The organism is Streptomyces sp. NPDC048659 (genome assembly GCF_040650575.1).
Classification (GTDB): Bacteria; Actinomycetota; Actinomycetes; order Streptomycetales; family Streptomycetaceae; genus Streptomyces.
The window spans coordinates 97,126-122,248 of sequence record NZ_JBEZHM010000020.1 but is presented as its reverse complement, the minus strand read 5'-3'; the positions used below and the strand labels follow the sequence as shown (position 1 = coordinate 122,248).

Genomic DNA, 25,123 nt, shown 5'->3' with positions numbered 1-25,123 from the left:
GACGCGGCGCTGTCGAACTACTTCCGGCCGGGCAACCTCACCGCGCTGCGCGAGCTGGCGCTGCTGTGGACCGCCGACCGGGTCGACGAGTACCTCCAGGAGTACCGCACCGAACACCGGGTCTCCGCCATCTGGGCCTCCCGGGAGCGGATCGTCGTCGGGCTCACCGGCGGGCCGGAGGGCCGGACCCTGATCCGGCGGGCCGCGCGGCTCGCGGAGAAGGGCGCGGGCGGCGAGGTGCTGGCCGTCTACATCTCCCGCAGCGACGGCCTGACCTCGGCCTCCCCGAAGGAGCTGGCCGTCCAGCGGACGCTGGTGGAGGACCTGGGCGGCACCTTCCACCACGTCGTCGGCGACGACATCCCCGCCGCGCTGCTGTCCTTCGCGCGGGGTGTCAACGCCACCCAGATCATCCTGGGGGTCAGCCGCCGCCGCTCCTGGCAGTCCGTGTTCAGCCCCGGCGTCAGCGCCACCGTCGCCCGCGAGTCGGGCCCCGACCTCGACGTCCACATCGTCACCCACGACGCCGTCGCCAAGGGCCGCAGGCTGCCCGGCGTGCGCGGCGGCCGGCTCTCCCGGGCCCGGATCGTCTGGGGCTGGCTGGTCGGCGTGGCCGGGCCGCTGCCGCTGGCGCTGCTCCTCGGCGCGCTCGTGCCGGGCCTGGGGTTCGCCAACGACATGCTGCTGTTCCTGTCGCTGACGGTCGCCGCCGCGCTCATCGGCGGGCTGCTCCCGGCGCTCGCCTCGGCGGCGGTCGGCTCGCTGGTCCTCAACTACTTCTTCACCCCGCCGATCGGCGAACTGACCATCGCCGACCCGGAGAACATGGTCGCGCTGGGCATCTTCGCCGGTGTCGGGGCCTCGGTCGCCTCCGTGGTGAGCCTCGCCGCCCGGCGCACCCACCAGGCGGCCCGGCTGCGCGCGGAGGCGGAGACCCTGTCGTTCCTCGCGGGCAGCGTGCTGCGCGGGGAGACCGGGCTGGACGCGCTCCTCGAACGGCTCCGGGAGACCTTCTCGATGGAGTCGGTCGCCCTCTTCGAGCGGGCCGGGGAGCCCGGCCCCTGGGTCCGGGTGACCTGCGTGGGCGCCGCCCCGGTGGAGCGGCCCGAGGGCGCGGACGTCGAGATGACGGTCGGCGACCGGCTGGTGCTGGTGCTGACCGGCCGGGTGCTGCCCGCCGAGGACCGCCGGGTGCTCGGCGCCTTCGCCGCGCAGACCGCCGTGGTGCTGGAGCGGCAGCGGCTGGTGGACCAGGCGGAGGAGGCCCGCGCGCTCGCCGAGGGCAACCGGATCCGCACCTCGCTGCTGGCCGCCGTCAGCCACGACCTGCGCACCCCGCTGGCCGGCATCAAGGCGTCGGTGACCTCGCTGCGTTCGGACGACGTGGAGTGGTCGGAGGCGGACCGGGCGGTGCTCCTGGAGGGCATCGAGGACGGCGCCGACCGGCTCGACCACCTGGTGGGCAACCTCCTCGACATGTCGCGCCTGGAGACCGGGACGGTGACGCCGGTGATCCGCGAGACGGACCTGGACGAGGTGGTGCCGATGGCGCTGGGCGGCGTCCCCGACGGGAGCGTCGAGCTCGACATCCCGGAGACCCTGCCGATGGTCGCCGTCGACCGGGGGCTCCTGGAGCGGGCGGTCGCCAACATCGTGGAGAACGCGGTCAAGTACAGCCCCGGCGGCGTGCCCGTCCTGGTCTCGGCGGGCGCCGTCGCCGGGCAGGTGCAGATCCGGGTGGTGGACCGCGGACCGGGTGTCCCGGACGACGCCAAGGACCGCATCTTCGCGCCCTTCCAGCGGTACGGGGACGCCCCGCGCGGCGCCGGGGTGGGCCTCGGCCTCGCGGTCGCCCGGGGCTTCGTCGAGGCCATGGGCGGCACCATCACCGCCGAGGACACCCCCGGCGGCGGCCTGTCGATGGCGATCACCGTGCCCCTGGCGGCGTCCCTCGGCCCCCGCTGACCCGGCGGCGTCAGCGGGCGCGGGCGGCGCGGGCGGCGCGGCCCGGCAGGAACAGGGCGGGTGCCACCGCCGCCGCCAGCAGGGCCGCCGCCACCGCGAACGCCGTGCGGAAGCCGTCCGGTCCCGGGCCCGCCGTACTAAGCACCACCGAGCAGAGGGCGGTGCCGACGGCGGCGCCGAGCTGCGAGTTGATGCCGAGCGCGGTGCTGGCCGCGGCCATCCGGTCCTTCGGGAGGGAGCGGCTCGCCGTGGTCATCGTCGGCATCAGGACCATGCCCGCGCCGGCGCCCATCAGCATCGCCGCCGCGACCACCCGCCAGGGCGCCACGTCTTGTGTGCCGGTGGCCAGGGCCGTCAGCGCCATGCCGAGGGCCGCGAGGGCGGCCCCCGCGGGGATCAGCCGCCGGGGCGAGGCGGTGTCCACGCGCCGGGCGGCGATCTGCATGGTCACGCCGACGGTGAGCCCGACCGGGGCGACCAGCAGCCCGGCGGCGGTCGGGCCGAAGCCGCGCACGCCCTGCCAGTACAGCGGGGCCAGCAGCATCGAGCCGAAGTAGCCGCAGGTGAACAGCGCCAGGGTGGCGATCCCGACGGCGAAGGTGCGGTCCCGCAGCAGCCGCAGGTCGAGCAGCGGCTCCCGGACCGTCAGGGCCCGCCGCACGAAGACCGCCACGAGCAGCGGCCCGGCCAGCACGGGGAGCAGCGTCCCGGGCGCGCTGAAGTCGCCGGTCTCGCCGCCGCGCGCCAGCCCGTACAGCAGCAGCGCGAGGCCGGGGGAGAGGGTCAGCAGGCCGGGCAGGTCGAGCCGGGGCGCCGGGTCGCCGGGGCGCGGGGTGTCGGGGCGCAGCAGCCGGGCGGCGAGGAACAGCGCGACGGCGCCGACCGGCAGGTTGATCAGGAAGATCCAGTGCCAGGAGGCGGTGTCGAGCAGCCACCCGCCGAGCGCGGGCCCGGCCACCGGGCCGACCAGGACGGGCAGTCCGAGCAGGGCCATCGCCCGCCCGAAGCGCTCGGGGTCGGCGGCCCGCATCACCATCGCCATGCCCACCGGCATGAGCAGCCCGCCGCCGAGCCCCTGCACGGCACGGAAGGCGATCATGCTGCCCGCGTCCCAGGCGAGGGCGGCGAGCAGCGAGCCGAGGGTGAAGAGGGCGAGGGCGGTGAGGTACGTGCGCCGGGCGCCGATCCGGCCCATCGCCCAGGCGGCGGTGGGGATGACGGCGGCCAGCGCGAGGGAGTAGGCGGTCGCGGTCCACTGGATGGTGGCCAGCGTCGTGTCGAAGGCGTCCGAGAGCCTGCGCAGGGCGATGTGGACGATGGTGACGTCGAGGACGGACATCACGGAGCCGATCACGACGACGGCCAGGACCCGGCCGAGCGGGGTGCCGGGCGGGCCGTCCGGGCCGGCGGTCCGGCCGGCCCGGGGGGCGAGGGTGCTCATCGGGCGCCCGCCGCTCAGCCCTGGTACGGGAGGGCCGCGCGGGCGGTGCGCAGCGCCCGTCCCCACCACTGGAGCTGGCCGAGCATCCCCTTCGCGGCGCCCTCGGTGACGGCCGTGTCGCGCGGCGCGCCGTCCGGGCCGAGGCCGGACCAGGGGCCGTGCAGGCTGACGGAGTCGCGGACGGTGGTGGCGTGCAGCTCGGCGAAGACCATCCGGAGCTGCTCGACCGCGCGCAGCCCGCCGCCGAGGCCGCCGTAGGAGACGAAGCCGACGGGCTTGGCGCGCCACTCCTCGCGGTGCCAGTCGAGGAGGTTCTTCAGGGCGGCCGGGAAGCTGTGGTTGTACTCGGGCGTGACGACCACGAAGGCGTCGGCGGCGGCCAGCCGGGGCGAGACCCCGGCGAGCGCGGCGGTGGCGCGGGGGTCGGGCGTGCCGCCCCAGCCCGGCATGACGAGCGGCAGGTCGACCTCGGCGAGGTCGATCACGTCGAGGTCGAGGCCGCCGTGGCGGCGGGCGACGCCGAGGAACCAGTCGGTGACGGCGTCGGCGTGACGCCCCTCGCGGACGCTGCCGACGAGGACGGCGACTCGCAGGGGCGCGGTGGCGTCGGTGCCGGTGGTGGTGCTGGTGCTGGTGTTCTCGGACATGGCGGGTCCCCTCCCGGAGCGGTGCGGACGCGGAGCGCGTCCGGCGCTCCGCTAAAGTACAACGAGCGTTGTAGAAAGTGCAACGCACGTTGTACTTCGCTGCGGCGGTTACGCTGCGGTGTCGACAGAGGAGGAGCGCATGGCCGGCGACGACACCCGGAGCGAGCGGGCCCGGCGCGAGATCCCGCCCCGCAAGCGGGAGAAGCAGCTCGCCGTGGTCCGCGCGGCCTGCGGGGTCTTCGGTCGCGAGGGGTACGCGCGCGCCTCCGTCGACGCGCTCGCCGCCGCCGCCGGGGTCTCCACGCGCACGGTCTACAACCACTTCCCCGGCGGCAAGGCCGAGCTCTTCGGCACGGTCATCACCTGGACCGCCCACACCGTCCGGGACGCCCAGCTCGCCCGGCTGCACGCCCTGCTCGACCCGGCCAGGCCGCCCCACCCCGAGCTGCTGGAGCGCGAACTGTGCGCCCTCGCGCACGCCTTCACCGACCTGATCGCCGAATACCCCGACCACTTCGCGCTCGTCCGGCACATCCACGCCGAGGCCGGCCACGTCCCCGCCGAGGTCATGGCCGCCTGGCAGCAGGCCGGCCCCGCCCCCGTCGGCGACGCCCTCGCCGACGCGATGGCGGGGCTCGCCGGGGCCGGCCTGCTCGACGTGCACGGCGACGCCGCCCTCGCGGCCTTCCACTTCGTGGCGCTCACCTCGGCCGCCATCCTCCAGCGCTCCCACTACGGCGTGGTGCCGCTCCCGGAGGACGAGACCGACCGGCTGCTCACCGGCGGCGTCGCCGCCTTCCTGCGCGCCTACCGCGCCTGAGGCACCGGCCCGCCCGGCACCGGCACATAGGCGCGGGCCGAGGGCCGCGCCGCCGCCCCGGCGGCCGGCACCAGGGCGAAGCCGTGGTTGGCCGCGACCGAGCGGATGTGGTCGGCCGACAGGGAGCCCTGCCGCTCCAGGACCAGCGCCGGCAGCCCCGACCGGCCGCGCCCCGCGGCCCGGTGGAACGAGAGCACGCTCGTCGACACCGGCTCGTGGTGCGGATGGCGCCGCCGGGCCGCCGCGTCGTCCGGATGCGCGAGCACCCGCACCTCCGGCTCCCGGCCGAAGTCCGCGACCGCCCCCTCGGCGCGCCAGTGCGGAAGCTGCCGGGAGCGGTTGGCCGAGGTGACGAACAGGTACTCCGTGCCCGCCCGCCCGATCGCCTCGGCCAGGAAGGCGTTCGACGGGCACCGCCGCCCCGGCGCGATCACCTGCACGGTCGCCACCCCGTCCGAGACCACCGTCAGATGGTCCGGCAGTCGCTCGGCGGCCGGCCCCCGGAAGCCGAACGGGCCGAGCTCGTACAGCTCGTCCATCAGCGACCTGAGCTGCCGCCGGGGCAGCTCCGCGGGCAGCCGGGTCCAGTCGAACAGCCCCGGCAGCACGCCCGGCGGCCCCGTCACGCTGCCGGGCTGCCCCGCCGGGCGCCCCTTGAAGCGGTTGACCCGCTCGACCGCCTCCCGCTCCGGGCGGGCGGTCAGCGCGTAGAAGTTGGCGAAGCCGTGCACCACCGCGGCCCCCCGGGCCAGCTCCTCCGCCGCCTCCCGCACGTCCTCCGCGCCGCCCAGAACCAGCTCCCTGACCAGCACCGTCCGTTCGTCACCCATCGCCGCGCCTCCACCACCGTTCGCCTACCTGATCGTTTACGGCGTGCAACGACGCCACCGCCCTCCGGTCACGTGGCCGGGAAGACCGCCGCCCGGAACGCGTCGCGCACCGCCGTCACGGGACCCGTCTCCCGCGTGAAGTACAGCTTGTTCGTGAGCAGCACCGCCCAGCGGCCCCGCGCCGGGCTGACCCACATCCCGGTGCCGGTGAAGCCGTAGTGCGTCCACACGTCGTCCCGCGCCCCGGTGCCCGGCGCCAGGTGCCAGAACAGGCCCCGGGGCGGCACCAGGCCACCCGTGCGCACCCGCAGCGAATCCGCCACCCAGCCGGGCCCGAACGGCCCGGCCGCCCCGCCCCGCCCGCCCGCCGCCAGCACGTGGGCGAGCAGCCGCCCCAGGTCCCGGGCGGTGGAGAAGGCGCCCGCTATGCCGCAGGCGCCGCCCAGCAGGCGGCTGGAGAAGTCGTGCACGGTGCCCTTCAGATGGGCGCCCGTCGGCTCGTCGAACTCCGTCGGCGCGCAGCGCGCCGCCACGGCCGCGGGCAGCGGCCCGTACCGCGTCTCCGTCATCCCGAGCGGCCCCCAGATCCGCTCGGCGGCCAGCTCCCGCAGCGGGCGCCCGGTCAGGTGCTCCGCCAGATAGCCGAGCACCAGCGCCGCCCGGTCGGTGTACTCGACGGCCTCGCCGGGCGGCCTGCGCAGCTCCTCGCCGAGCACCCCGCGCCGTACGTCCCCGGGGTCGGTCCCGTACAGCCGGCGCAGGTTGGCCCGCAGCGGCAGCCCCGCGGTGTGGGTGAGGAGCTGGTGCGGGGTCACCGGCGCCAGTGGCCGCCCGGCGACCTCCGGCCAGAAGGCGCCCAGCGGGGTGTGCGGGCGCAGCGCGCCGGCCTCGACCAGCGTGCCCACCACCGGCCACACGGCGATGACCTTCGTGAGGCTGGCGAGGTCGTAGAGGGTGTCGGGCCGCGCGGGCTCGTCGCGCCGCGCGGGATCGAGCAGCCCCACGGCCCCGCCCGCCGTCGTCCCGCCGGCGTCGCCGACGGCCCACACGGCCCCGGGAAAGGCGAGGGAGCGCACCCCGTCCTGGAGGAGCCGCTCGACGAGAGAAGTCCTGGACGTCATGTTCACACCAGGTGTCTACCCCGCCGGAAGCCGTCACCGGCCCCGGCGCGGCGAGGAACTCCCCATGTTTTGCCGCCCGTTGGGACGGAATTCGACGCGCCGCCCACGCCCCGTCTACGCCCCGACCGGCACCCGGACCGGCAGGGTGCCGACCCAGATCCCGGTCACCGCGCTCACGTACCGGGCGCCGCAGCGGTCGGACGGCACGACCAGCTGCGTACCGGCCGCGTCCAGCTCCACCCCGTCCATGCGGGTGGCCAGCAGCACCGGCGCGTCCCCGAAGTCGGCGTCGATCTCCGCCCAGGACAGCACCGTGTGGTGCCCGTCGCCGCCGCTCACCGTCAGCAGGAAGCGCGAGCGCTCCTTGCGCCGCGCCGGGTCGAAGTCCGGGCCCGCCCGGCCCACCACCTCGCGCAGCAGCGGGCCCTCGAACACGTGGTGCTGCGGCCCGGCCGTCGCGCAGTCGAAGACGACCCGGGCCCGGTGCGCGGGCCACTCCCGGCGCAGGTCCGCCACGGTCAGCGTGACGGGGTGGGCCAGCTCGCCCCACAGGGCGAAGGATCCGCTCATCGTCGATGATCCCTTCGTACGCTCGCCGGGCGGCGGCCGTCCCCCGCCCACGCGACTGATACCCGGCCGCCGCCCCCGAAACCGTGCCTGCGGCCCCGATCCGCCTATCTGCCCGGCATTTGTGAGCTTGCTACGAGAAGGTCACGCGCATCCTCCGGGTCGATGAGCCAAGCCGTCCAGCGCCAGCCAGACCCGGTCGCGGGTGAACGGCGCCTCCGTGAAGCGGATCCCGGTCGCGTCGCGCAGCGCGTTGGCGAAGGCGGGCGGCACCGGGTTGAACGGGCTCTCGCTCATCGACTTGGCGCCGAGCGGGCCGATCGAGTCCGTGGTCTCGGTGAAGTGCACCTCGGTCCGCGGCACGTCCGCGTACTGCGGCAGCCGGTAGCGCCGGAACGCCGCCGTCGTCACCTCGCCCCGCCCGTCGATCCGCACGTTCTCGAAGAGGGTCGCGCCCAGCGCCTGCGCGACCCCGCCCTCCACCTGCCCCCGGCACTGCATCGGGTTCATGACCTTCCCGGCGTCGGCGGCGTGCACGCTGCGCAGGATCCGCATCTCGCCCGAGCCCGGATCCACCGCCACCCGGAACCACTGCGCGTTGAACGCCACCGAGCGCGGCGAACCGCCCCAGTGCCCGTCCGCCGCCAGCTCCTCCGCCGCCCCCGCCGCGTGCGCCGCCTCGTACAGCTCCTTCAGCGGCACGCTCCGCCCCGCGCAGTCGACGCTCTCCGCGCCGAGCACGCACAGGTGCCGGGCGACCCCCGTGTGCCGGGCGGCGAAGCTCCGCAGCCGCTCCGCCAGCGAGGACGCGGCCAGCAGCACCGCCTTGCCCGCGACGACCGTGCCCGCCGAACCGAAGGCGCCGGTGTCGTGCCGCACCACGTCCGTGTCGGACTGGCGCACCGTGATCCGGTCCCCGGTGGTGCCCAGCGCCCCGGCGGTGATCTGCTGGTGGACCGTGGTGGTGCCGTTGCCGAACTCGGCGGTGCCGACGGCGATGTCGTACGTCCCGTCCGCGAGCAGCGAGACCCGCGCGTCCGCGTAGTGGCCGCCCGGCGGGCCCGTCGCGATCATCGCCATCGCGGTGCCCTGGCCGACCAGCCACCCCTCGGGCGCGTCCTCGGCGCTGCGGTCCTCGGCGATCGCCTTCCGCACCACCGCGAGGCACTGGTCGAGCCCGTACGAGGCGATGTGCAGGTCCTCCTCCTCGCCGATCGGGCTGTGCATCCCCTCGCCGGGCCCGATGATGTTCCGCTCGCGCAGCTCCAGCGGGTCCATGCCGAGGAGCCGCGCCAGCTCGTCCATCGCGGACTCGACGGCGAAGGTCACCTGGCCCAGGCCGTAGCCGCGGAAGGCGCCGGCCGGGACGGCGTTGGTGTAGACGGAGTAGGCGTCGACCTTCTTGTGCGGGGCGCGGTAGACCGCGAAGGACTCGCCGACGCTGTGGAACATCACGGCCGGGCCGTGGTTGCCGTACGCGCCCGTGTTCGCCACCACCCGCATCCGCACGGCCGTGAGGGTGCCGTCCGCGCGGGCCCCCACCTTGATGCCGATGGTGAACGGGTGCCGGGTGGTGGCCCCGTAGAACTGCTCGGCGCGCGTGTACTCCAGCTTCACCGGGCGCCGCAGCCGCAGCGCCGCCAGGGTGACCACGTCCTCGGTCAGCATCTCCTGCTTGCCGCCGAACCCGCCGCCGACCCGGCCCGCCACCACCCGCACCTCGTCCTCGCGCAGCCCGTACAGCGCGCACAGCGCCCGCCGGGTGAGGAACGGCGTCTGGGTGGAGGACCGCACGGTCAGCCGCTCCCCCTCGCCGTCCTCCCGGGGCTCGAAGTACGCCACGCAGCCGTGCGTCTCCAGGCTGGCGTGCTGGACCCGCTGGGTGCGGAAGGTCTCCTCGTAGACCACCGCCGCCTCGGCGAAACCGGCCTCGACGTCCCCGATCTCCCCGTGCACCTCGCCCGCCACGTTGTTCTCGACCCGCGCGATCCGCACCTCGGGCCCCTTGCCCGCGTGGATCACCGGCGCCCCCGGGCCCATCGCCTCCTCCGGGTCGAGGACGTACGGCAGCTCCTCGTACGTCACCTCCACCCGGCGGCAGCCCTCCTCGGCCGCCTGCTCGCTCTCCGCCACGACCGCCGCGACCCGCTGCCCCACGTACCGGACGACGTCGTCCAGCACCCGGGTGTCGTCGGGGTCCTCCGTCGGATGCTCGTGCCGGGCGCTGGAGTAGAGCGTGTCCGGGGCGTCCTCGTGGGTGAACACGGCGACCACACCCGGCACCCGCAGCGCGGCGGCCGTGTCGATCGCCAGGATCCGCGCGTGCGGGTGCGGCGAGCGCAGCAGCTTCATGTGCAGCAGCCCCGGGACCTGCACGTCGAAGGTGTAGCGGGCGGTGCCGGTGACCACCTGCGGCCCGGCCGGCGCGCCGACGCTGCGGCCCACGGCCTTCCCGGCGCACGGCCGTTCGGTGTGCGCGACCCCGCGCACGGCGTCCTCCACGGCGCGGTAGCCGGTGCAGCGGCAGATGTTGCCCTTGAAGGCGCGCGGCAGGTCGTCCAGCTTGCCGTCGTCGTGCGCGGTGCCCCGCTCGGCCTCCAGCGCCGCCGTGGTCATCAGGAACCCGGCCGTACAGAAGCCGCACTGGAAGCCCTGCGCGTCGAGGAACCTCTGCTGTACGGGATGGAGTTCGCCGCCCGGCGCGGCCAGGCCCTCGACCGTGGTGACGGCCCGCCCCTCGGCCCGTACGGCCGGATAGATGCAGCTGTGCACGGGCTCCCCGTCGACGTGCACGGTGCAGGCGCCGCAGTCCCCGGCATCGCACCCCTTCTTCACGCCGAACCAGCCGCGCTCGCGCAGATAGGTGCGCAGGCACTGCCCGGCGCGCGGCTCCTCCTCGAAGGGCCGGTCGTTGACCTGGACGCGGAAGCTCATCGGGCACGCTCCTGGTGGCCGGTGGGGAAGGGGCCGGCGGCTCGGGGGCCGGCGGCGGTCCGGGGTTCGGCGGTGAGCTCGCGGCGGACCTCCTCCGCGAGCCGGAAGCCCATGTGCCGCCGCCACTCGGGGAGTCCGTGGATGTCGTCGAACCAGTCCTCGTCCGCGACCGCCGCCTCGATCGCGGCCCGCAGCTGCGCCCGGGTCGGCGGCAGCGGGAACCAGAACCGGAACGGGCGCACGGTCGCCGCGCTGACCGTCACCGCCAGCGAACCGTCCACCGGATCGAGCGTCCCGATGACGAGCGCGCCCGAGCGGCCCAGCCCGTACAGCGACGCCTGCCGGAACGCGGTCCGGCACCCCAGCGCCCGCGCGGGCAGCGTCACGGACCGCAGCAGCTCGCCCTCGCCCAGGTCCTTGCGCCCGGCGCCGGTGACGAAGTCGACGACCTTCAGCTCCCGCAGCGAGCCGTCCTGCGCCTGGAGCAGACAGCTCCCGTCGAGGGCGGCGGTGAGCGAGATCATGGGCCCGGCGGGCAGCCCGTTGCAGAGGTTCCCGCCGACCGTGGCCATGTTCCAGATCTTGAACGAGGCCAGGAAGGCCCGGCAGCACTGCTCGAACAGCGGCGCGGCGACCGCGTCGAGCCCGCGCCGCCCGAACCGCGAGAGCGTGGCGATCGTGCAGGTCGCGGCGATCTCCAGGGAGCCGTCCGGGTGCCGGGTGAGCGGCTCCCAGCCCATCCGGCCGAGGTCGATCAGCCGCCGCAGGTGCGGCTGCGGCTCGGAGAACAGATACGTCCCCCCGCCGAGCCAGGCGTCGCCCGGCCGCCAGGGCTCACGCAGCCGCGCGTCCCGCACGTCCGTCACCGTGTTCAGATCCATGCCGCCAGTGAAACTCCGGCCATATGGCCGGAACGACTGGTTCGGGGCCCGGAATACGGGGGGTGGGGCGGGGAGGGGTCTGGAGGATCGACCAGGGGAGGGGTACGGGGACGGGGACGGGCCCCGGAGAACCGGGGCCTCTGGTGCTCAGGTGCTCAGGGGGTGGAGCAGACCACGGAGGCGTAGACGACGCCCAGCGGGACGACGGCCGTGTTGGTGGCCCGTACCGTCCAGCCCGTGTCCGTCGGGCCCGAGGAGTTCAGGAGCGTGTCCAGGCTGCCGTCCACACCGCCGCCGGTCGGCACCTGGCCCGCCGGGCAGTCCACGCTCACGGTGCCGACCGCGCCGGGCCGCAGCTCCATCCGGACGCTGCGGAGGGTGGGCGCGAAGGCCGAGCAGACGACGAACGCCCGGACGGACGAGGGTGTGGAGCCGGTGTTCTTCGCCCGCGCGGTCCACCGCCGGTCGTCGTCGAAGACCGACTGGCTGGCGTACGTGAACTCGCCCGCCTCGAAACCGCCGCCCGCGACGTACTGCCCGCCGCCGCAGCCCGCCACGCTGGGGTCGTCCGACTCGCCGGGCCGCAGCGGGCTCACGGGCCCGGCGTGGGTGGTGAGGGTGGTCTCCGAGGAGCAGACCACCCGGGGGTGCAGGGTCTGCACCTCGTCGGAGGCGTTGTACGCGCGCACCCGCCAGAGGTTCTCGTCGACGGGGGCCGACTCCTTGATGAAGACGGCGCTCTGCGGGTCGCTCTGCACGATGGCCCCGCCGCCGGTGGGCTTCGTCCCCGCCGGGCAGTACGCGGCGACGGTCACCGCCCGGCCCGGGTACATGATCGCGGGGTGCCCGGGCTGCTGGGTGATGGTGCGGGCGGCGGGCGCGGCGGACTCGGCGGCGAGGGCGGTCGCCGGGCCCGGGTCGGCGAAGGCGCGCGGGGCGGCGGCGGGCAGGACGGCCGGCAGGACGGCGGCGAGCAGGGTGGCGGCCGTCAGTGCGGCGGTGGACGAGCGGCCCATGCCGGCTCTCCTCGTGACGGGGGGCGGGAAGGCGGAAGTGCCCTCAGCATGGCCGCCCGCTGACCCGAAGTGGCCGCGCCCACGGCCCTGTTCACCCGCATGGCCGGAGCCGCCCCGGCGTGTGACGGGGTTCACCGCGCGCCTGCCGATGAGGTGGCGGACGCCGCCCGGTCATACCTGTGAGAGACGACGACGGGACGCGCGAAGCCGAGATGAGGAAGACCGATATGACCAAGACCGAGGTGGCCAAGACCGAGGTGGCCAAGACCGAGGTGGCCAAGACCGAGGTGGCCAAGACCGAGGTGGCCAAGACCGAGGTGGCCAAGACCGAGACGGCCAAGACGCTCACCGCCCCCGCTGCTCCCGTTGCCGCTCCCGCGCGCCGGGTGGCGGCCTCGCGACTGGCGGCCGGGGCGGTCGTGGCGGGTCCGCTGTTCCTGGCGGCGGGTGTGGCGCAGGGGGCGGCCCGGGAGGGCTTCGACTTCGGCCGCAACGCGCTCAGCCAGCTCGCGCTCGGCGCGGCGGGCTGGATCCAGACGCTGAACTTCCTCGTCGCGGGCGCCCTGCTGCTGGCGGGCGCGGCGGGACTGCGCCGGCTGCTGGGCGGCGGCCCCGGCGGCACCTGGGGCCCGGCCCTGACCGGCGTCTTCGCGCTGTCGTTCTGGGCCGCGGCGGTCTTCCCGGCCGACCCGGGCGCGGGCTTCCCCGCCGGGGCGCCGGACGCGACGGTGCTGAGCGCGCACGGCACGGCGCACCTGCTGGCGGGGACGGCCGGCTACCTCGCCCTGTGCGCCGCGTTCGTGGTGCTGGCCCGCCCGCTGGCGGCCCGGGGCCTGCGCGGCTGGGCGCTCGCCTCGCGGCTGGCGCCGGTCGCGGTCCTGGCGGGCTTCGCGGGCTCGGGGGCCTCGGTGGTGGCCTTCACGGCCGGCGCGGGCCTCGGCCTGCTGTGGCTGGCCGCGCTGACGGCCCGGCTGGCCGCCGGGGCGCCTCAGCCCGCGGCGAGCGCGGTCGCGACCGACTGGAACCAGGCGCCGTGCGAGTGGGGCGCGGGCGGGCCGACCTCCATGCCGAGCTCGGCGGCGGCGAGGGCGTAGTCGCCGTCGTCGAGGGGGAGGGCGAGGAGCTCGTGGAGCTCGCCGACGAGGCGGGCGACGAGCTGGGGGTGGGTGGTGGCCGCGTAGTCGGCGACGGCGGCCTCGTGGTCGGGGAACTCGTCGACGATGTCCTGGGAGAACCAGCCGCCGAGGAACTGAGCGGTCTCGGGGAAGCGGGCGTGCCACTCCCAGTGGGTGCGCGGCGAGGCGGGCTCGGGGACCTCGCCGCCCTCGATGCTCCGCTTGAGGTGGTCGGCGAGGACTAGGAGCCAGTCGCCGATCGCGGACTGGGGCATCCCGGTGTCGGGGACGGCGTAGAACTCGCCGAGCTCCAGGCGCAGCCGGCCGGGCGGGTTGCGGCTGTACGCGCGGAGCTGGCGCTCCGCCTCGGCGATGGCGGAGGGGCGGGTGTGCCAGGTGTGGCGGAGGTAGGCGTCGAGGGCGCGGCTGCGGTGCTCGGGGGTGTCGTCGGCGGGCTGGCCGAGGTAGGCGCGCATGACCTGGTCCAGCTCGCCGTAGCGCCGGTCGTGTTCGAGGGGCTTCATGGACATGCGGGCGGGGCCCCTACAGGTAGAACGGCACGGTGGTGAGGACGGTGAAGCCGTGGGGGCTCGCGGGCTCGCGGCGCAGGACGACCCGCGCGGCGCGCACGTCGACGGGCCCGCGCCCGGCGAGCAGCTCCGCCTCCAGCTGGACGCGGCCCACGGGCTCCTCGCGGGAGGGCCAGGCGGCCTCGATGGTGAGGCGGGCGCGGGTGCCCTGGGCGAGCCAGCGGTGGATGGCCTGCTCGTTGGCGGTGACGACCTGCTGGGTGGCCCAGTGGGCGGTCTCCCGGTCGGGATAGGAAGCGGAACGGGTCAGCACGGGGCCATCCTCTCAGGGGCGCCGGAAGGGGCGGGCGGGCGGCTCGGGGCCCGGGGCCCGGGACCGGGGGCCTGAGCCCCGGGGCCCGGGGGCTCAGTAGTCGGAGAAGTTCCAGAACAGCCCGACCTCGGTGTCGGAGACGACGACCAGGCCGTAGTCCTCGGAGTAGACGCCGAGCGGGGCGTACCCCCAGTTCGGCGACGTGAAGTCGAGCGTGCCGGGCGGGCCGCCGGGCCGGGTCACGTTGGTGTGGAAGACGGCGCCGTCCCCGTACCGCGCGAGGACCGTGCGCGCCATGGCCCGCAGCTCCTCCTCGCTCTCGGCGAAGCGGTCCAGGTTGGACAGCGCGCACCCGTCGTCAGTGAGGGCGAGCAGCAGGTTCTCGGCGCTGCCCCGGTCGATCTCGTACAGGCGGGCCCGTACGTACTCCGCCGGACGGGCCGCGAAGGGGTACACGGGGGAGGCCGCCCGCTCAGGGTCGTCCGCCGCGTCGTCGAGCCCGGCCCAGCCGCGCGGGTCCGGGACCCGGCCCATCACCGCGAGCACGTCGAGGACCCAGTCCTCGTGGCGGCGCGGGCCGGTGGCGTCGTACGGGTAGGCGTCCTCGTAGAGGTGGCGTACCGCGGCTTCCCATGCGGCCTGGTCGACGGACATGCGGTGCGGGCCTTTCTCGGCGGTGCTGATCGTGGCGGGGCGGGTGTCGTGTGGTCCGGCCGGGTCTAGGACTTGGACGGCATGGACGTCATCACGGTGAAGGGCGGATTGCGCCCGCTGTCGTACCGGATGCGCGTGTCGATGCCCTGGACGTCGTACGCCTCGGCGCCCATGCCCGACTGCTTGTACCCGGACTTCGGGTCGTTCACGTCCTGCGGCTGCTTGAAGACGCTGCGCCCGCTGTTCTCGCCGTTGGGCGCCGTCGCGTGGAAGTCCTGGACGCTGCCCTCGGCGGGCGGCGGCGGGCCCTTGATCCACGCCTCGATGGCCGCCTTGTTGTGGTTGAGGTTGTACTCGGTCAGCTCCTGGGCCCGCTCGTAGTTCGGGAAGGCGGAGGAGGCGCTGGGCTTCGGCTTGCCGTACGGCCAGGCGAGGGTGGGGCCGTTCGCCTGCTGGTCGCGCAGGCGCTGGGCGAGCTGCTCGTCGGTCTTGCCGACGTGCTTGTCGAGGGTGTGCCCGTCGCCCATGTACTCGTTGGCGGCGAGGTCGAGGTCGTAGTTGCCGTTCGCGTCGACCTTCAGCCAGACCTGCGAGTCCTTGAACTCCTCCAGGGCCCGCGCGCCGAAGCCGTGCGCGCGGGCGACGCCGGCCTCGAACTTGGGGGCGCTGAGGTGGGCCTCGTCGAGGGGCCCCTTCAGGGCGTCCATGCGGGTGGTGAGGCCGTCGAGGATGCCGGTGTAGGTGTCGACGATCCGGTTCAGCTTCGCGGTGTCGATGTTGAGGACGGTCTTGACGTCGAAGGACAGGATGAGGCCCGCGCCCTTGCCGATGACCGAGGTGATGCCGGAGAGCAGGTCCTTGGGGCTCTTGGGCTTGGCCAGGTCCTCCAGGATCTCCTTGGCGGCCTTCCACATGGCGCGGTGCAGCTCGTCGGCGACGTCGCGGTTCAGGTCGACGGCGGCCTCGGCGTACTCGCGCAGGATGGTGGCCATGGCGTCGGCGGTGTCCTTGAGGACCGTCATGACGGGCTCGCTGCCGGTGGGCAGGCGCGGGGTGCCGGGCCCGGAGCCGGCGGTCTGCGCCCACTGGTAGCCCTCGCGCCGCTGCCCCCAGGCGGTCGCGCCCCACAGGGCGCTGCAGAAGGTCCGCATGGCGGCCTCCCAGTCGGCCCGCTGGTGGTTGGTGATGGTGCCCACGGTCTGGGTGAGCTGGTCGGCGCCGGTGGTGAGGACGAGGGAGACGTTCATCCAGCTGTGGCAGAGGGAGTTGAGGTAGTGCTGCTGGGGGAAGGGATGGACGTCCGCGACCCGGCCGACCCGGAACACGTGCTTGGCCAGCGGCTGGAGGACGTCCCGGACGATCTCCGGGATGCCTTCCATCAGGCCGCGCAGGAAGTCGTCCCCGCCGTCGTCGTCGCCCCATTTGATGTCGGGTACGGAGGGGAAGACGGGGTCCTTGTCGATGACCGCGGGCCGCGGGCGCTGCTCGGCGGTCTTGCCGGGCTGGGGGTTGGCCGCCGCGTCGGCGAGGGTGTAGGCGTTGGCGGTCTCGGTGAAGCCGACGGCGACGCCGCCGACGCTGACGACGGACTTGGCCCAGACCTCCAGCCACCGGTTGCCGATCTTCTTGTACGCCTGGGCGAACCGCCCGGCCTCGCTGCCGGCGCCGCCGGCGTCGGGATACTTGCCGAGCTCCTCCAGGAGCGTGCGGGCGCCGCGCATCAGGAAGTCCTGCTGGGCGGCGACCCGCCCGGAGACGGACCAGAGATCACTGGGCTTGACGTCGATGGCACCGGAGCCACCACTTCCACCGCTCCCACCGGGCCCGGCCATCAGGCGCCCCCTCCCCATCCCTGGAGCACGGACCGGTTGGCGGCGGAGTAGTTGAGGTGCCCGGTGACGACGACCTCGTGCAGCCACGCCTGGGCGGCCTTGAGGTCGGCGGCGGAGCGGCTCCACTTGTCGAGCTCGTCGACGAACGCCTCACGGGCCTCGCCGTCCCAGCTCAGGACGACCTTGGCGGCCCGCTCGTAGAGCGTGTCGAGCTTGCCGTTGAGGGTGCGGAGGATGTCTTCGAGGTCTCCCGAGAGGCGTTGCAGGGAGGCGAAGTCGACGGTGATCCGGTCCTCGTCGGCTATCCGGTCTTCGTCCGGCATGGTGCTGATCCCCCGTGGTTCAGACGTCCAGAATGCGACTCGTGGGCGGCGCGGGCGCGGCTCCCGGCGCCGGGTCGGGCACGGTGAGCGCGCGGGCGGCGGCGGACACGTCCTCGCCGTCCTGGAGCCGCTTGACCCGGGCCAGGGTGTCGAGCTCCTGCTCGCTGAACCCGTCGCGGGAGGCCCGCACGGCCGCTTCGAGCAGGACCATCACCTGACGGATCCGCACGGCGTCCTCGGCGACCCCGCGGTGCAGCGACCGGTACGCGACGGCGGTCGGTCCCTGCCAGCCGGCGGCGACGCGGTCGACGACCTCGTCCATGCGTCGGGTCTGCTGCTCCAGATACTCCTGCATCGCGTCGAGGTCCCCGGCCAGCCGGCCGAGTTCACCCGCCGAGACATCGAGATCGGCGTCCCGCACCCTGAGCCCCCGCTCGCACACCAGTCTTCCGTACCCCGTCACCCTAACGGAGCCCCGACCCGCCCCAAGGGAACGGCTGTCCGATCACCAACAGGCCAGCACCCGCCGGGGATCCGCCATAGCCAACGGACCGCCTGCGCCGGAAGCCCCCCGTCCGCTGCACTGGTCCGTGGCAGCGGAGCACGGACTGAACGGAAGTGGACGGCACATGATGACGATCAACGTGGCGGTGCTGCTGGCGGTCATCGTGGCGATGAGACTCCGCCGCAGAACACAGGCCAGAAGCCGCTTCGAGGAACGCGGCACGGCGTTCCTGGTCCTGACCCTGGGCGTCCTGATCGCCCCCACACCCCTGGGCCAGGCCATCTTCAACGGCATCGCCCAACTGGTCCGGGGCGTCTCACAGGCGGGCTCCTGAGACGTCCCGTGAGAGAGGGGAACGGCAGCCCCTATCCGGATCCGGGCACCAGCCGCTCCAGCATGAACTGCGTGTCGGGGTCAGGCTCCACGACCAACGACTGGACGCGATAGCGCCCCGGGTCCAGCTCCACGCGAAGCACCTCCGAGCCGAGCATCCTGTCGGCCTCGTAGGAGGCGTCGGTCAGCACGTAACGCCCTCCGAGCTCAAGCGAGAGGCCGTCCTCCCACCCGCCGGCCGCGGCGGCGCCCCGAACGGCCCGGACCAGCCCGGTGTCGTCGTCGGCATAACACCAGCGCGCGAACGTGAGCTCCTCGGCGAGCCAGGCAACGGGCAGCGGCTCGCCGCCGAGCGTCAGCACATCCCGCCCGGCCAGCCGAAATCCCGAGACGTACGCACCGATCACCTGATCCGCCTCGGTCCCCTCCCACACGGGAAGCAACTCCTCGGGAATGAGCGCGTAGCGAGCGAAGTCGGTCCCATCAAGCCAGACAGCCATGCGAAGCATCATCACACCCACGTCTGACACACCGGGTGAACCCGAAGCTCCAGGCATGCTCGGAACGAGGAGCCGTACGCCCTGCCCTTCCACCCCCAGGAACTGGGCAACGAAGCCCTGCGCGCCTTCTTCGGCTTCCTCCTGGAGGGCCGGCCCTTGCCCGAGGACGTCGACCCGGACGAGGTCCTACTGCTCGGCTTCCAAGCAAGCCATGGCCAACCCCGCCAACAGTGAGCTCAGGAGCCGCGTCCCCTGAGAACAAGGAAGACCATGGCCGCGGAACGAGACATCCGGACGAACGTCGTCTTCCATCCCCCCGAGCCCAGCTTGGCGTGCCAGGCTGGGCCGTTCTGACCTGCGGGTACGCGCTCAGTCGTTGGTCGTTCCCGAAAACTTCGGGCGTTTCCGGGACGCGAGGGGGTGGCAGCCTCGAACGCCGGAGATGAACCTAAAGAGCCGGCCCTGCGGTACCAACCACCGACGAGGATGGCTACCCGTACGGAGCATCCGACGATGAGCCAGGGACGAAGATCGTCGTTTATGCCCAGTGCGGGGAGCGCGGGGGAGCGTCGACCGCAGCGTTCATGGCTCAATGGCCGCAAATGGGAGTACCGATTAGTACTTAGAGTGCGACCAGCCGGGATACTCGGGAGGAGGTCCAGTCCAGGCCCAACTCTCCACATTGGTTCGTGTCAGCCCGTAGACCATAAGCTTCTTTCCCGAGCTGTCCTGATTGATGGTCTGACTCTGCATTTCGCCCGAGTTTACGTTGTAATTAAGCACCAACTGCCACTCGCAGTCCTGGCTTCCTCGCATGTAGGGAGTCATGGATAGTAGACCGGGGCTCTGTGTGTTCCCGAGCGAGATGGCTTTCTTGTAAGGGATCTCCTCCGGAACCTGCCCGGGTTCAACCTCGGTGTACCCGAGAGGTGCTGCTGCGGCGCCATTCGTCTCGAGATTGAAGTGGATTTCGTCCCAACCTTCGCTTCCGCCTGTACCGTCACTTAGCAGGGTGCGGGCCTTAGAGTCCCAGCATCGCGTGACGTTGGCCGAGATCTTCGTGATAAGAACTGACTTTTGCTTCTCGCTGGTCAGTTGCAAGGTGTAAATCGCTGCAATCCCTCGCACCCTTCGACCTTGCAGCCCTCTGACGAATTCCCAGACCGTCGCCTTTTTGGTGCCGTCAAGATTCTCAAGCTTCTCCCTTTCTTGCGTTGTCAGAGTTCGATCGATCTCCCAGGACTCCCATGGCTCGTCATCGTCAAGAGCGGGAGCCAGTCGCCATGCGAAAGCTTCTTTCGCGTTTTCGATGGTATCTTGATTTTTGTCATCCTGTTTGGCTCGGGCCGGTGACAGGAAGGTGTCTAGGCCGAAGGTGAAAAGCCCTCCGACGATGATGGCTGCTACGGCAATTACTGCTGTAAGGGCGAGCTTCTTGATGCCCCAACTGCGCCCACGGCCGGGCTCGGCCGAGTCTGGAACCACCAGGTCGACGAATTGATCCAGGGCACTGCGTGTGGGGGCTGTTGGCGTGCTGGACGCTGAAGGCGAGGGGGGCGGAGCTGTGGGAGCCGTAGGGGGCGGCGGTGGCGCTTCTCTGGAGGTTGTCTGTGCGGGTGGCGTCTCGGCCGTGTTGGGCGTGTTCGAGGGTGGTGGCGCTGGAGGTGTGTCGGGGGCACTCGGCGTTGATCGAGTAGATGGGTCCTGTGGCGTAGACATTGCCCCCCCAGGGTATTTGAGCTGGCTGAGGCGCCGTTCTAGCAGACGACCTCGCGTCCATCAACTTCTGTCAACACGGCAGTGGTTGATGTGAGCCAAAGGTGGCTAGAAGGTGCCATGAGCGACGTCAACTTGACGGTGAATGTTAGGGAATCCACGTATTTGCTCGGCTCGCATAATGAGCCTATTCCAACCTGGCTGCCAGGCTGGCCAGTTGGGCTGACAGACAGGCGAAGCCCCTGGTAGATGGGTTTTCGACCAAGAGAACCATCTCCGCCAGGGGCTTCACATGCTTGTCCACCCGTCGGGTGTCGACGTGTCCAGCTCCGCCCTCCGCTTCCTCACTCAGCAGCTGCGGCGGCACCGCCGTACGATCGGCTCCCGGTGGCGGCGCCTGAGCGCCCGCCGCCAGGCCCTGCTCACCCTCGCCCGTCTGCGGGTGGGACACACCTATGCCGAGCTCGCAGCCGGGTTCGGCGTCGGCACCACGACGGCCTACCGCTACGTCACCGAGGCGGTCGGGCTCCTGGCCGCTCTCGCCCCCGGCCTGGCCGACGCGGTGCGGACCGCGTCGGCCAAGGCGTACCTGATCCTGGACGGCACCCTCCTGCCGATCGACCGCATCGCCGCGGACCGGCCGTTCTACTCCGGCAAGTACAAGAAGCACGGGATGAACGTGCAGATCCTTGCCGACCCCTTCGGCCGGCTGCTGTGGGCCTCACCGGCCCTGCCCGGCGCCGTCCACGACATCCGCGCGGCCCGCGAAATCGGCATCATCGACGCCCTCGCCGCAGCGGACATCCCGTGCTGGGCCGACAAGGGCTACCGAGGAGCCAGCAGCACCGTCCGCACCCCGTGCTGGTGACGGTGGGAGACCCTCTCCGCAGGCCAGCGGGCACGACATCCGCGTCTTACGTGCCGTCGCCGCCGAACTCCGCATTCCGCCACACCTCCTCGGCCTGAGTAATACCGCCGCGTCCGCCGCACCCCACCCCGACGATCCCGAGACAGAAGACATGCGCCGCCGCACCTTCCTGGCCGCGAGCATCGCCTCCCTCACGACCCCGGCCACGCCCGCCACCGCCGCCCATGACGACCTCGTACGCTCACTTCTCCCTGGCCCCAGAGCTGCCACTGCCTCTTCGTGCAACGGAGAGTTCCAGCCCCTGCGGGACAGGCTCACCACCGCCCGCCGCCTCTTCTGCACCTGCGATTACGCGGAGCTGGAGGCGATGCTGCCCAGTCTCATCACCGATCTGCGGGAGGCGGCCGGTGGCCACCGCAACGCCGAGGAGGCGGCCGGGCTTCTGGCCACCGCGTACCGGACCTCGACGAGTCTGCTGCTCAAGCAGGGCGACCAGGGCAACGCCTGGTTGGCGGTGGGACGGGCCATGGCAGAGGCCGAGCGCTCAGGCGATCCCGTCGTTCTAGCCTCCAGCGTCCGCCTTCACGCTCACGTCCTGACCCGCGAGAAGCACACCGCCCAGGCCGTCACCCTGGTCCGCCACACGGCTGGCCAGCTCGCCGGCTCCTACGATCGGCATTCGTCCCGGTACCTCGCCGCCGTCGGCCTGCTGCTCCTCCGAGGGGCGACTGCGGCCAGCCGAGGAGGTGACCGTGCAGCAGCCCGGGAGTTCCTCGGCGAGGCACGGGAGGTCGCCCGGTACGTCGCTCTCGACCAGCCCGAGGATTGGGCCAACTTCAGCCCGACCAACGTCGCGATCCACGCCGTCAGCGCCTCGGTGTCCTTCGGTGACGCCGGCATCGCCCTGAACGCTGCGGCTCCCCTCATGCGTCGGCACATTCCCGCCCCCGAACGCAGAGCAGCGCTCTGGGTCGAAGCCGCCCGTGCCTACAGTCAGCAGGGCCGCCTTGCCGAGGGCTACCAGGCGCTCCGCATCGCCGAGACCTGCGCCGCCCAGGACGTCCGCCGCCCAGCCGTCCGCGACCTGGTCGCCGATATGGCCGCCCGGGACCGACGACGTACCCTGCCCGAGCTCCACCACTTCAGCCGCCGACTAGGAGTCCCCACGTGACCGCGCAGCCGTTCCTGTACGTCGTCGTCTGCGCCGCCGGCATCGCTGGCGACGTCCACAAGCTGATCACCGCGGCGCAGAAGCGGGGCTGGGGCGTCGGCGTCGTAGCAACCCCGCAGGGGCTCGGCTTCCTGGACGTGGAAGCGATCGAGGCCCAGACCGGCTACCCGATCCGCTCGGCCCGGCGCAGGCCGGGCGATTCCCGCCCGCTCCCGCCCGCCGACGCCATCGCGGTCGCGCCCGCCACGTTCAACACCGTCAACAAGTGGGCTGCCGGGATGGCCGACACCCTTGCCTTGGGCATCCTGTGCGAGGCGTACGGGATGGGCATCCCGACGGCCGTGCTGCCGTACGTGAACGCCGCCATGGCCGCCCATCCGGCGTACGGCCGGAGTCTGGACCGGCTGCGGGAGATGGGCGTCCTGGTCGGGTCCTACGAACCGCACCGGCCCAAGGCGGGTGGGGGAGCGGAGCGCTTCCGGTGGGAGGAGGCGCTTTCGTTGCTGTCTCGGGATGCCCGTCCCTGACAAGGTGAGGCGCATGGATGGCCGATTGTGGGGCTGGGTCTCTCTCCCCGCCCTGCCAGGTGACCTGAAGCAGGCATTCAGCCGACGGGTTCACCAAAAGATCCGGCCATAACAGGTGCTCGACCGTCCCCGCGCACCCTCCGTGACCATCGAGCGCCGGCTGCGGAATCGCCGTGCCGAACGTGGCCGGAGAAGAGCGATCCGACCAGCAAAAAGACCCTCCCGAAGGAGGGTCTCGTTCCGTGCGCCCCCGGCAGGACTCGAACCTGCGGCCAAGTGCTTAGAAGGCACCTGCTCTATCCGCTGAGCTACGGGGGCCGGCGGTGGCCCGGTGGTGGGCCGGGGTCCGCGGGGTGGGGCGGGTGTGGCCGGACGGGACAAGGATAGGGCTCCGATCCCCCTGGCCCGCTTGCTTCACCTGCGTGCCACGATGTGGAGGTTCGGTGAAGCGGTCCGATAATCGCAGGCAGGTGCGATTCGCGCAGCGCTTTTCGCGCCACTCGGGCCGGGTGTTGTGCACTCGTTATGCCTGGGGTCTTCCGGCTACATCCGTTCGGTCGGCGCGTAGCACCTCTATATGCTTCAAAAAGCCTCCAAAATTGGTCATTCTTCACATGTGGTGACCTTGGACGAACGGCCTCAGCTGATCGACGCACTCTCCGCCCTGCGCGACCGAGTCGCCGCCGTGCGTCTACCGCTCCCCCTTCCGGGTGCCCCCCGGGCCCGCCAGACCCGGGCCGAGCTGCTCGCCCAGCTCGACGACTACCTGGTGCCCCGCCTCCGAGATCCCGGCGCCCCGCTGCTCGCCGTCGTCGGCGGCTCCACCGGGGCCGGCAAGTCCACGCTCGTCAACTCCCTCGTCGGCCGCCGCGTCAGCGAGGCCGGCGTGCTCCGGCCGACCACCCGCACCCCCGTCCTGGTCTGCCACCCCGAGGACCACCACTGGTTCGCCGGGATGCGTGTGCTGCCCCAGCTCACCCGCGTCTGGCTGCCCGAGCGGGGCGAGGAGCATCCCCGAGACGGGCACGGCGGGCACGGCGCACACGACGGGCACGCCGGGCGCGACGACCACGACGAGCCCGAGGAGGACAACTCCCTCCGCGTCGAGACCGCCGCCACCCTGCCCCGCGGCCTCGCCCTCCTCGACGCCCCCGACATCGACTCCCTCGTCGTCGAGAACCGCCTCCTCGCCGCCGAGTTGATCTGCGCCGCCGACATCTGGGTCATGGTCACCACCGCCTCCCGCTACGCCGACGCCGTCCCCTGGCACCTGCTCCGTACCGCCAAGGAGTACGACGCCACCCTCGTCACCGTCCTCGACCGCGTCCCCCACCAGGTCATCGGCGAGGTCTCCCGGCAGTACGAGGCCCTGCTCGACAAGGCCGGGCTCGGCGACCTGCCCCGGTTCACCATCCCCGAGCTCCCCGAGTCCGCCGACGGCGGCAGCGGGCTGCTCCCCGACACCGCCGTCGCCCCGCTGCGCGGCTGGCTCGCCCACTGCGCCCAGGACCCGGCCGCCCGCCAGCAGGCCGTCGGCCGCACCGCCGCCGGCGTCATCGACTCGCTCGACGCCCGGATGCCCGAGCTCGCGGGCGCGGTCGCCGCCCAGTACGCCGCGGCCGTCCGGCTCGGCGCCGCCGTCGAGGGCGCGTACGGGGAACAGGGCGGGCGGCTCCGCGAGCAGGTGCGCCGCGGCGCCGTCCTGGCCGGGGACGCCCGCACCCGCTGGCGCGGCTACCCCCGCGACAGCTCGGCCGACGAGCTCCTCGACGCCCTCGTCGAGTCCCTCGCCGCCCTGGTCCAGTGCGCCGTCGCCGCCGCCGACGAGCGGGTCCGGGACGCCTGGCGCCGCGAACCCGCCGCCGGCGCCCTCGCCCCCGCCGACCGCACCGGCCCCGCCAAGGACGCGGGCGAGCGCGTCGCCATGACCGTACGGCGCTGGCGGCGCGTCCTGGAGGAGACGGTCGAGGAGGAGGTACGGGGGATGGAACGGCCCGCCACCGTCCGAGGCTCCGGACGCGCCACGGGCCGGTCCTCCGGCCGGGCCCGCGGCACCACCGCCGCCGCCCCCGACAACGAGACCCTCACCGCCCTCGTCGCCGCCGTCCTCCTCGGCGGGCGCCGCACCCGCGCCGCCGGCGACCGGCTCGCCGAACTCCTCGGCGCCCAGGGCGCCGTGCTCCTGCGCGACAAGGGCGGCGAACTCCTCCGCACGTACCTCGACCGCGCCCTCCACACCGAACGCGACCGGCGCCTCGCGCCCCTCGACGCCCTCGACGTGACCCCCGAGCCGCAGGCCGAGCTGATCGCCGCCCTCTCCGTACTGCAGAAGGAGAAGTGACGCAGTGAGTGACCCCGCACGCGGTGACGCCGTGCCCTCCGGTGCCGTGCCTCCCGGTGGCCTGTCTTCCGACGCCGCCCTGCCTCCCGGTGCCGTGCCCTCCGGTGGCCTGTCTTCCGACGCCGCCCTGCCTTCCGGTGCCGTGCCCCCCGGCGGCCTGCCCTCCGACGCCG

The 25,123-nt window shown here is 73.2% G+C and carries 22 protein-coding genes, 1 tRNA gene and 2 pseudogenes; 8 read left to right on the top strand and 17 right to left on the bottom strand.

The features are described from left to right. Positions 1 to 1,965, top strand: a 1,965-nt coding sequence (locus AB0C99_RS18000; RefSeq protein ID WP_362475884.1) for an ATP-binding protein, incomplete at its 5' end; no start/stop codon positions are given. A gap of 10 nt (positions 1,966 to 1,975) precedes the next feature. Here the strand turns inward: AB0C99_RS18000 and AB0C99_RS17995 are convergent. Continuing rightward, the gene (locus AB0C99_RS17995) at positions 1,976 to 3,406 is read right to left on the bottom strand and encodes a DHA2 family efflux MFS transporter permease subunit (RefSeq protein WP_362475883.1); all 1,431 of its coding nucleotides are present in this window, start codon (positions 3,404 to 3,406) and stop codon (positions 1,976 to 1,978) included. A 14-nt stretch (positions 3,407 to 3,420) separates the two neighbouring features. Continuing rightward, positions 3,421 to 4,053 carry an NAD(P)H-dependent oxidoreductase gene (locus tag AB0C99_RS17990; protein ID WP_362475881.1) on the bottom strand — a complete coding sequence of 211 codons (633 nt, stop codon included), beginning with the start codon at positions 4,051 to 4,053 and terminating at the stop codon, positions 3,421 to 3,423. Positions 4,054 to 4,192: 139 nt separating this feature from the next. On the opposite strand from AB0C99_RS17990, the gene AB0C99_RS17985 reads away from it, so the two are divergent. Continuing rightward, on the top strand, positions 4,193 to 4,873 hold the full coding sequence (locus AB0C99_RS17985; RefSeq protein ID WP_362475879.1) for a TetR/AcrR family transcriptional regulator C-terminal domain-containing protein: 681 nt from the start codon (positions 4,193 to 4,195) through the stop codon (positions 4,871 to 4,873). Here the strand turns inward: AB0C99_RS17985 and AB0C99_RS17980 are convergent. From AB0C99_RS17980 to AB0C99_RS17955, 6 genes are all read right to left on the bottom strand, one after another. Continuing rightward, positions 4,861 to 5,703: a hypothetical protein gene (locus AB0C99_RS17980; protein WP_362475877.1), complete on the bottom strand. Its 843-nt coding sequence runs from the start codon at positions 5,701 to 5,703 to the stop codon at positions 4,861 to 4,863. The two genes, AB0C99_RS17985 and AB0C99_RS17980, sit on opposite strands and share 13 nt — an antisense overlap. A 68-nt stretch (positions 5,704 to 5,771) precedes the next feature. Then, a complete protein-coding gene (locus tag AB0C99_RS17975; protein WP_362475875.1) occupies positions 5,772 to 6,824 on the bottom strand; it encodes a serine hydrolase domain-containing protein in 1,053 nt (350 codons plus the stop codon). Positions 6,825 to 6,938: 114 nt separating this feature from the next. Then, on the bottom strand, positions 6,939 to 7,394 hold the full coding sequence (locus AB0C99_RS17970) for a molybdopterin-dependent oxidoreductase (protein WP_362475873.1): 456 nt from the start codon (positions 7,392 to 7,394) through the stop codon (positions 6,939 to 6,941). A gap of 141 nt (positions 7,395 to 7,535) precedes the next feature. Beyond that, positions 7,536 to 10,325 (bottom strand): molybdopterin-dependent oxidoreductase, encoded by a 2,790-nt coding sequence (locus AB0C99_RS17965; protein WP_362475871.1) that lies wholly within the window; start codon positions 10,323 to 10,325, stop codon positions 7,536 to 7,538. Then, on the bottom strand, positions 10,322 to 11,206 hold the full coding sequence (locus tag AB0C99_RS17960; protein WP_362475869.1) for an FAD binding domain-containing protein: 885 nt from the start codon (positions 11,204 to 11,206) through the stop codon (positions 10,322 to 10,324). Before AB0C99_RS17960 ends, AB0C99_RS17965 begins: the two co-directional genes overlap by 4 nt. A 155-nt stretch (positions 11,207 to 11,361) precedes the next feature. Beyond that, entirely contained in the window at positions 11,362 to 12,222 is an 861-nt protein-coding gene (locus AB0C99_RS17955) for a hypothetical protein (protein WP_362475868.1), read from the bottom strand. Between the two features lie 227 nt (positions 12,223 to 12,449). On the opposite strand from AB0C99_RS17955, the gene AB0C99_RS17950 reads away from it, so the two are divergent. Further along, positions 12,450 to 13,316, top strand: coding sequence for a DUF998 domain-containing protein (locus tag AB0C99_RS17950; protein WP_362475866.1), 867 nt, complete (start codon positions 12,450 to 12,452; stop codon positions 13,314 to 13,316). Here the strand turns inward: AB0C99_RS17950 and AB0C99_RS17945 are convergent. The 6 genes from AB0C99_RS17945 to AB0C99_RS17920 form a co-directional block, all read right to left on the bottom strand. Continuing rightward, positions 13,211 to 13,867 (bottom strand): contact-dependent growth inhibition system immunity protein, encoded by a 657-nt coding sequence (locus tag AB0C99_RS17945; RefSeq protein ID WP_362475864.1) that lies wholly within the window; start codon positions 13,865 to 13,867, stop codon positions 13,211 to 13,213. The two genes, AB0C99_RS17950 and AB0C99_RS17945, sit on opposite strands and share 106 nt — an antisense overlap. Before the next feature lie 13 nt (positions 13,868 to 13,880). After that, on the bottom strand, positions 13,881 to 14,180 hold the full coding sequence (locus AB0C99_RS17940; RefSeq protein WP_362475863.1) for an RNase A-like domain-containing protein: 300 nt from the start codon (positions 14,178 to 14,180) through the stop codon (positions 13,881 to 13,883). Between the two features lie 93 nt (positions 14,181 to 14,273). Beyond that, the gene (locus tag AB0C99_RS17935; RefSeq protein WP_362475861.1) at positions 14,274 to 14,834 is read right to left on the bottom strand and encodes a hypothetical protein; all 561 of its coding nucleotides are present in this window, start codon (positions 14,832 to 14,834) and stop codon (positions 14,274 to 14,276) included. Positions 14,835 to 14,899: 65 nt separating this feature from the next. Then, positions 14,900 to 16,666, bottom strand: coding sequence for an RNase A-like domain-containing protein (locus AB0C99_RS17930; protein WP_362475859.1), 1,767 nt, complete (start codon positions 16,664 to 16,666; stop codon positions 14,900 to 14,902). Continuing rightward, positions 16,666 to 16,989, bottom strand: coding sequence for a WXG100 family type VII secretion target (locus AB0C99_RS17925; RefSeq protein WP_362475857.1), 324 nt, complete (start codon positions 16,987 to 16,989; stop codon positions 16,666 to 16,668). The genes AB0C99_RS17930 and AB0C99_RS17925 overlap by 1 nt, the downstream gene beginning before the upstream one ends. Before the next feature lie 19 nt (positions 16,990 to 17,008). After that, the gene (locus AB0C99_RS17920) at positions 17,009 to 17,410 is read right to left on the bottom strand and encodes a WXG100 family type VII secretion target (protein WP_362475856.1); all 402 of its coding nucleotides are present in this window, start codon (positions 17,408 to 17,410) and stop codon (positions 17,009 to 17,011) included. Between the two features lie 208 nt (positions 17,411 to 17,618). On the opposite strand from AB0C99_RS17920, the gene AB0C99_RS17915 reads away from it, so the two are divergent. Further along, positions 17,619 to 17,828, top strand: coding sequence for a hypothetical protein (locus AB0C99_RS17915; protein WP_362475854.1), 210 nt, complete (start codon positions 17,619 to 17,621; stop codon positions 17,826 to 17,828). Positions 17,829 to 17,859: 31 nt separating this feature from the next. Here the strand turns inward: AB0C99_RS17915 and AB0C99_RS17910 are convergent, their stop codons facing one another. Continuing rightward, a complete protein-coding gene (locus AB0C99_RS17910; RefSeq protein ID WP_362475853.1) occupies positions 17,860 to 18,327 on the bottom strand; it encodes an Imm21 family immunity protein in 468 nt (155 codons plus the stop codon). Positions 18,328 to 18,942: 615 nt separating this feature from the next. Further along, positions 18,943 to 19,812 carry a hypothetical protein gene (locus AB0C99_RS17905; RefSeq protein ID WP_362475852.1) on the bottom strand — a complete coding sequence of 290 codons (870 nt, stop codon included), beginning with the start codon at positions 19,810 to 19,812 and terminating at the stop codon, positions 18,943 to 18,945. A gap of 523 nt (positions 19,813 to 20,335) precedes the next feature. On the opposite strand from AB0C99_RS17905, the pseudogene AB0C99_RS17900 reads away from it, so the two are divergent. From AB0C99_RS17900 to AB0C99_RS17890, 3 genes and pseudogenes are all read left to right on the top strand, one after another. After that, positions 20,336 to 20,908, top strand: a pseudogene (locus tag AB0C99_RS17900) (transposase family protein); the annotation flags it as partial. 37 nt (positions 20,909 to 20,945) lie between these two features. Beyond that, positions 20,946 to 22,082, top strand: a pseudogene (locus tag AB0C99_RS17895) (transcriptional regulator); the annotation flags it as partial. Then, positions 22,079 to 22,609 carry a flavoprotein gene (locus AB0C99_RS17890; RefSeq protein WP_362475850.1) on the top strand — a complete coding sequence of 177 codons (531 nt, stop codon included), beginning with the start codon at positions 22,079 to 22,081 and terminating at the stop codon, positions 22,607 to 22,609. The pseudogene AB0C99_RS17895 and the gene AB0C99_RS17890, both read left to right, overlap by 4 nt. A gap of 245 nt (positions 22,610 to 22,854) precedes the next feature. Here AB0C99_RS17890 and AB0C99_RS17885 read toward each other — a convergent pair. Continuing rightward, positions 22,855 to 22,927: transfer RNA gene (locus AB0C99_RS17885), tRNA-Arg, on the bottom strand. Between the two features lie 307 nt (positions 22,928 to 23,234). Between AB0C99_RS17885 and AB0C99_RS17880 the strand changes: the two genes are divergently transcribed. Continuing rightward, positions 23,235 to 24,950: a dynamin family protein gene (locus AB0C99_RS17880; RefSeq protein ID WP_362475848.1), complete on the top strand. Its 1,716-nt coding sequence runs from the start codon at positions 23,235 to 23,237 to the stop codon at positions 24,948 to 24,950. Positions 24,951 to 25,123 lie beyond the last annotated feature (173 nt).

Excerpts from the sequence above, each read along its gene's own strand:
- AB0C99_RS17995 (WP_362475883.1), bottom strand. The coding sequence starts at position 3,406 with ATGAGCACCCTCGCCCCCCGGGCCGGCCGGACCGCCGGCCCGGACGGC.
- AB0C99_RS17990 (WP_362475881.1), bottom strand. The coding sequence starts at position 4,053 with ATGTCCGAGAACACCAGCACCAGCACCACCACCGGCACCGACGCCACC.
- AB0C99_RS17985 (WP_362475879.1), top strand. The coding sequence starts at position 4,193 with ATGGCCGGCGACGACACCCGGAGCGAGCGGGCCCGGCGCGAGATCCCG.
- AB0C99_RS17980 (WP_362475877.1), bottom strand. The coding sequence starts at position 5,703 with ATGGGTGACGAACGGACGGTGCTGGTCAGGGAGCTGGTTCTGGGCGGC.
- AB0C99_RS17975 (WP_362475875.1), bottom strand. The coding sequence starts at position 6,824 with ATGACGTCCAGGACTTCTCTCGTCGAGCGGCTCCTCCAGGACGGGGTG.
- AB0C99_RS17970 (WP_362475873.1), bottom strand. The coding sequence starts at position 7,394 with ATGAGCGGATCCTTCGCCCTGTGGGGCGAGCTGGCCCACCCCGTCACG.
- AB0C99_RS17965 (WP_362475871.1), bottom strand. The coding sequence starts at position 10,325 with ATGAGCTTCCGCGTCCAGGTCAACGACCGGCCCTTCGAGGAGGAGCCG.
- AB0C99_RS17960 (WP_362475869.1), bottom strand. The coding sequence starts at position 11,206 with ATGGATCTGAACACGGTGACGGACGTGCGGGACGCGCGGCTGCGTGAG.
- AB0C99_RS17955 (WP_362475868.1), bottom strand. The coding sequence starts at position 12,222 with ATGGGCCGCTCGTCCACCGCCGCACTGACGGCCGCCACCCTGCTCGCC.
- AB0C99_RS17950 (WP_362475866.1), top strand. The coding sequence starts at position 12,450 with ATGACCAAGACCGAGGTGGCCAAGACCGAGGTGGCCAAGACCGAGGTG.
- AB0C99_RS17945 (WP_362475864.1), bottom strand. The coding sequence starts at position 13,867 with ATGTCCATGAAGCCCCTCGAACACGACCGGCGCTACGGCGAGCTGGAC.
- AB0C99_RS17935 (WP_362475861.1), bottom strand. The coding sequence starts at position 14,834 with ATGTCCGTCGACCAGGCCGCATGGGAAGCCGCGGTACGCCACCTCTAC.
- AB0C99_RS17930 (WP_362475859.1), bottom strand. The coding sequence starts at position 16,666 with ATGGCCGGGCCCGGTGGGAGCGGTGGAAGTGGTGGCTCCGGTGCCATC.
- AB0C99_RS17925 (WP_362475857.1), bottom strand. The coding sequence starts at position 16,989 with ATGCCGGACGAAGACCGGATAGCCGACGAGGACCGGATCACCGTCGAC.
- AB0C99_RS17915 (WP_362475854.1), top strand. The coding sequence starts at position 17,619 with ATGATGACGATCAACGTGGCGGTGCTGCTGGCGGTCATCGTGGCGATG.
- AB0C99_RS17910 (WP_362475853.1), bottom strand. The coding sequence starts at position 18,327 with ATGGCTGTCTGGCTTGATGGGACCGACTTCGCTCGCTACGCGCTCATT.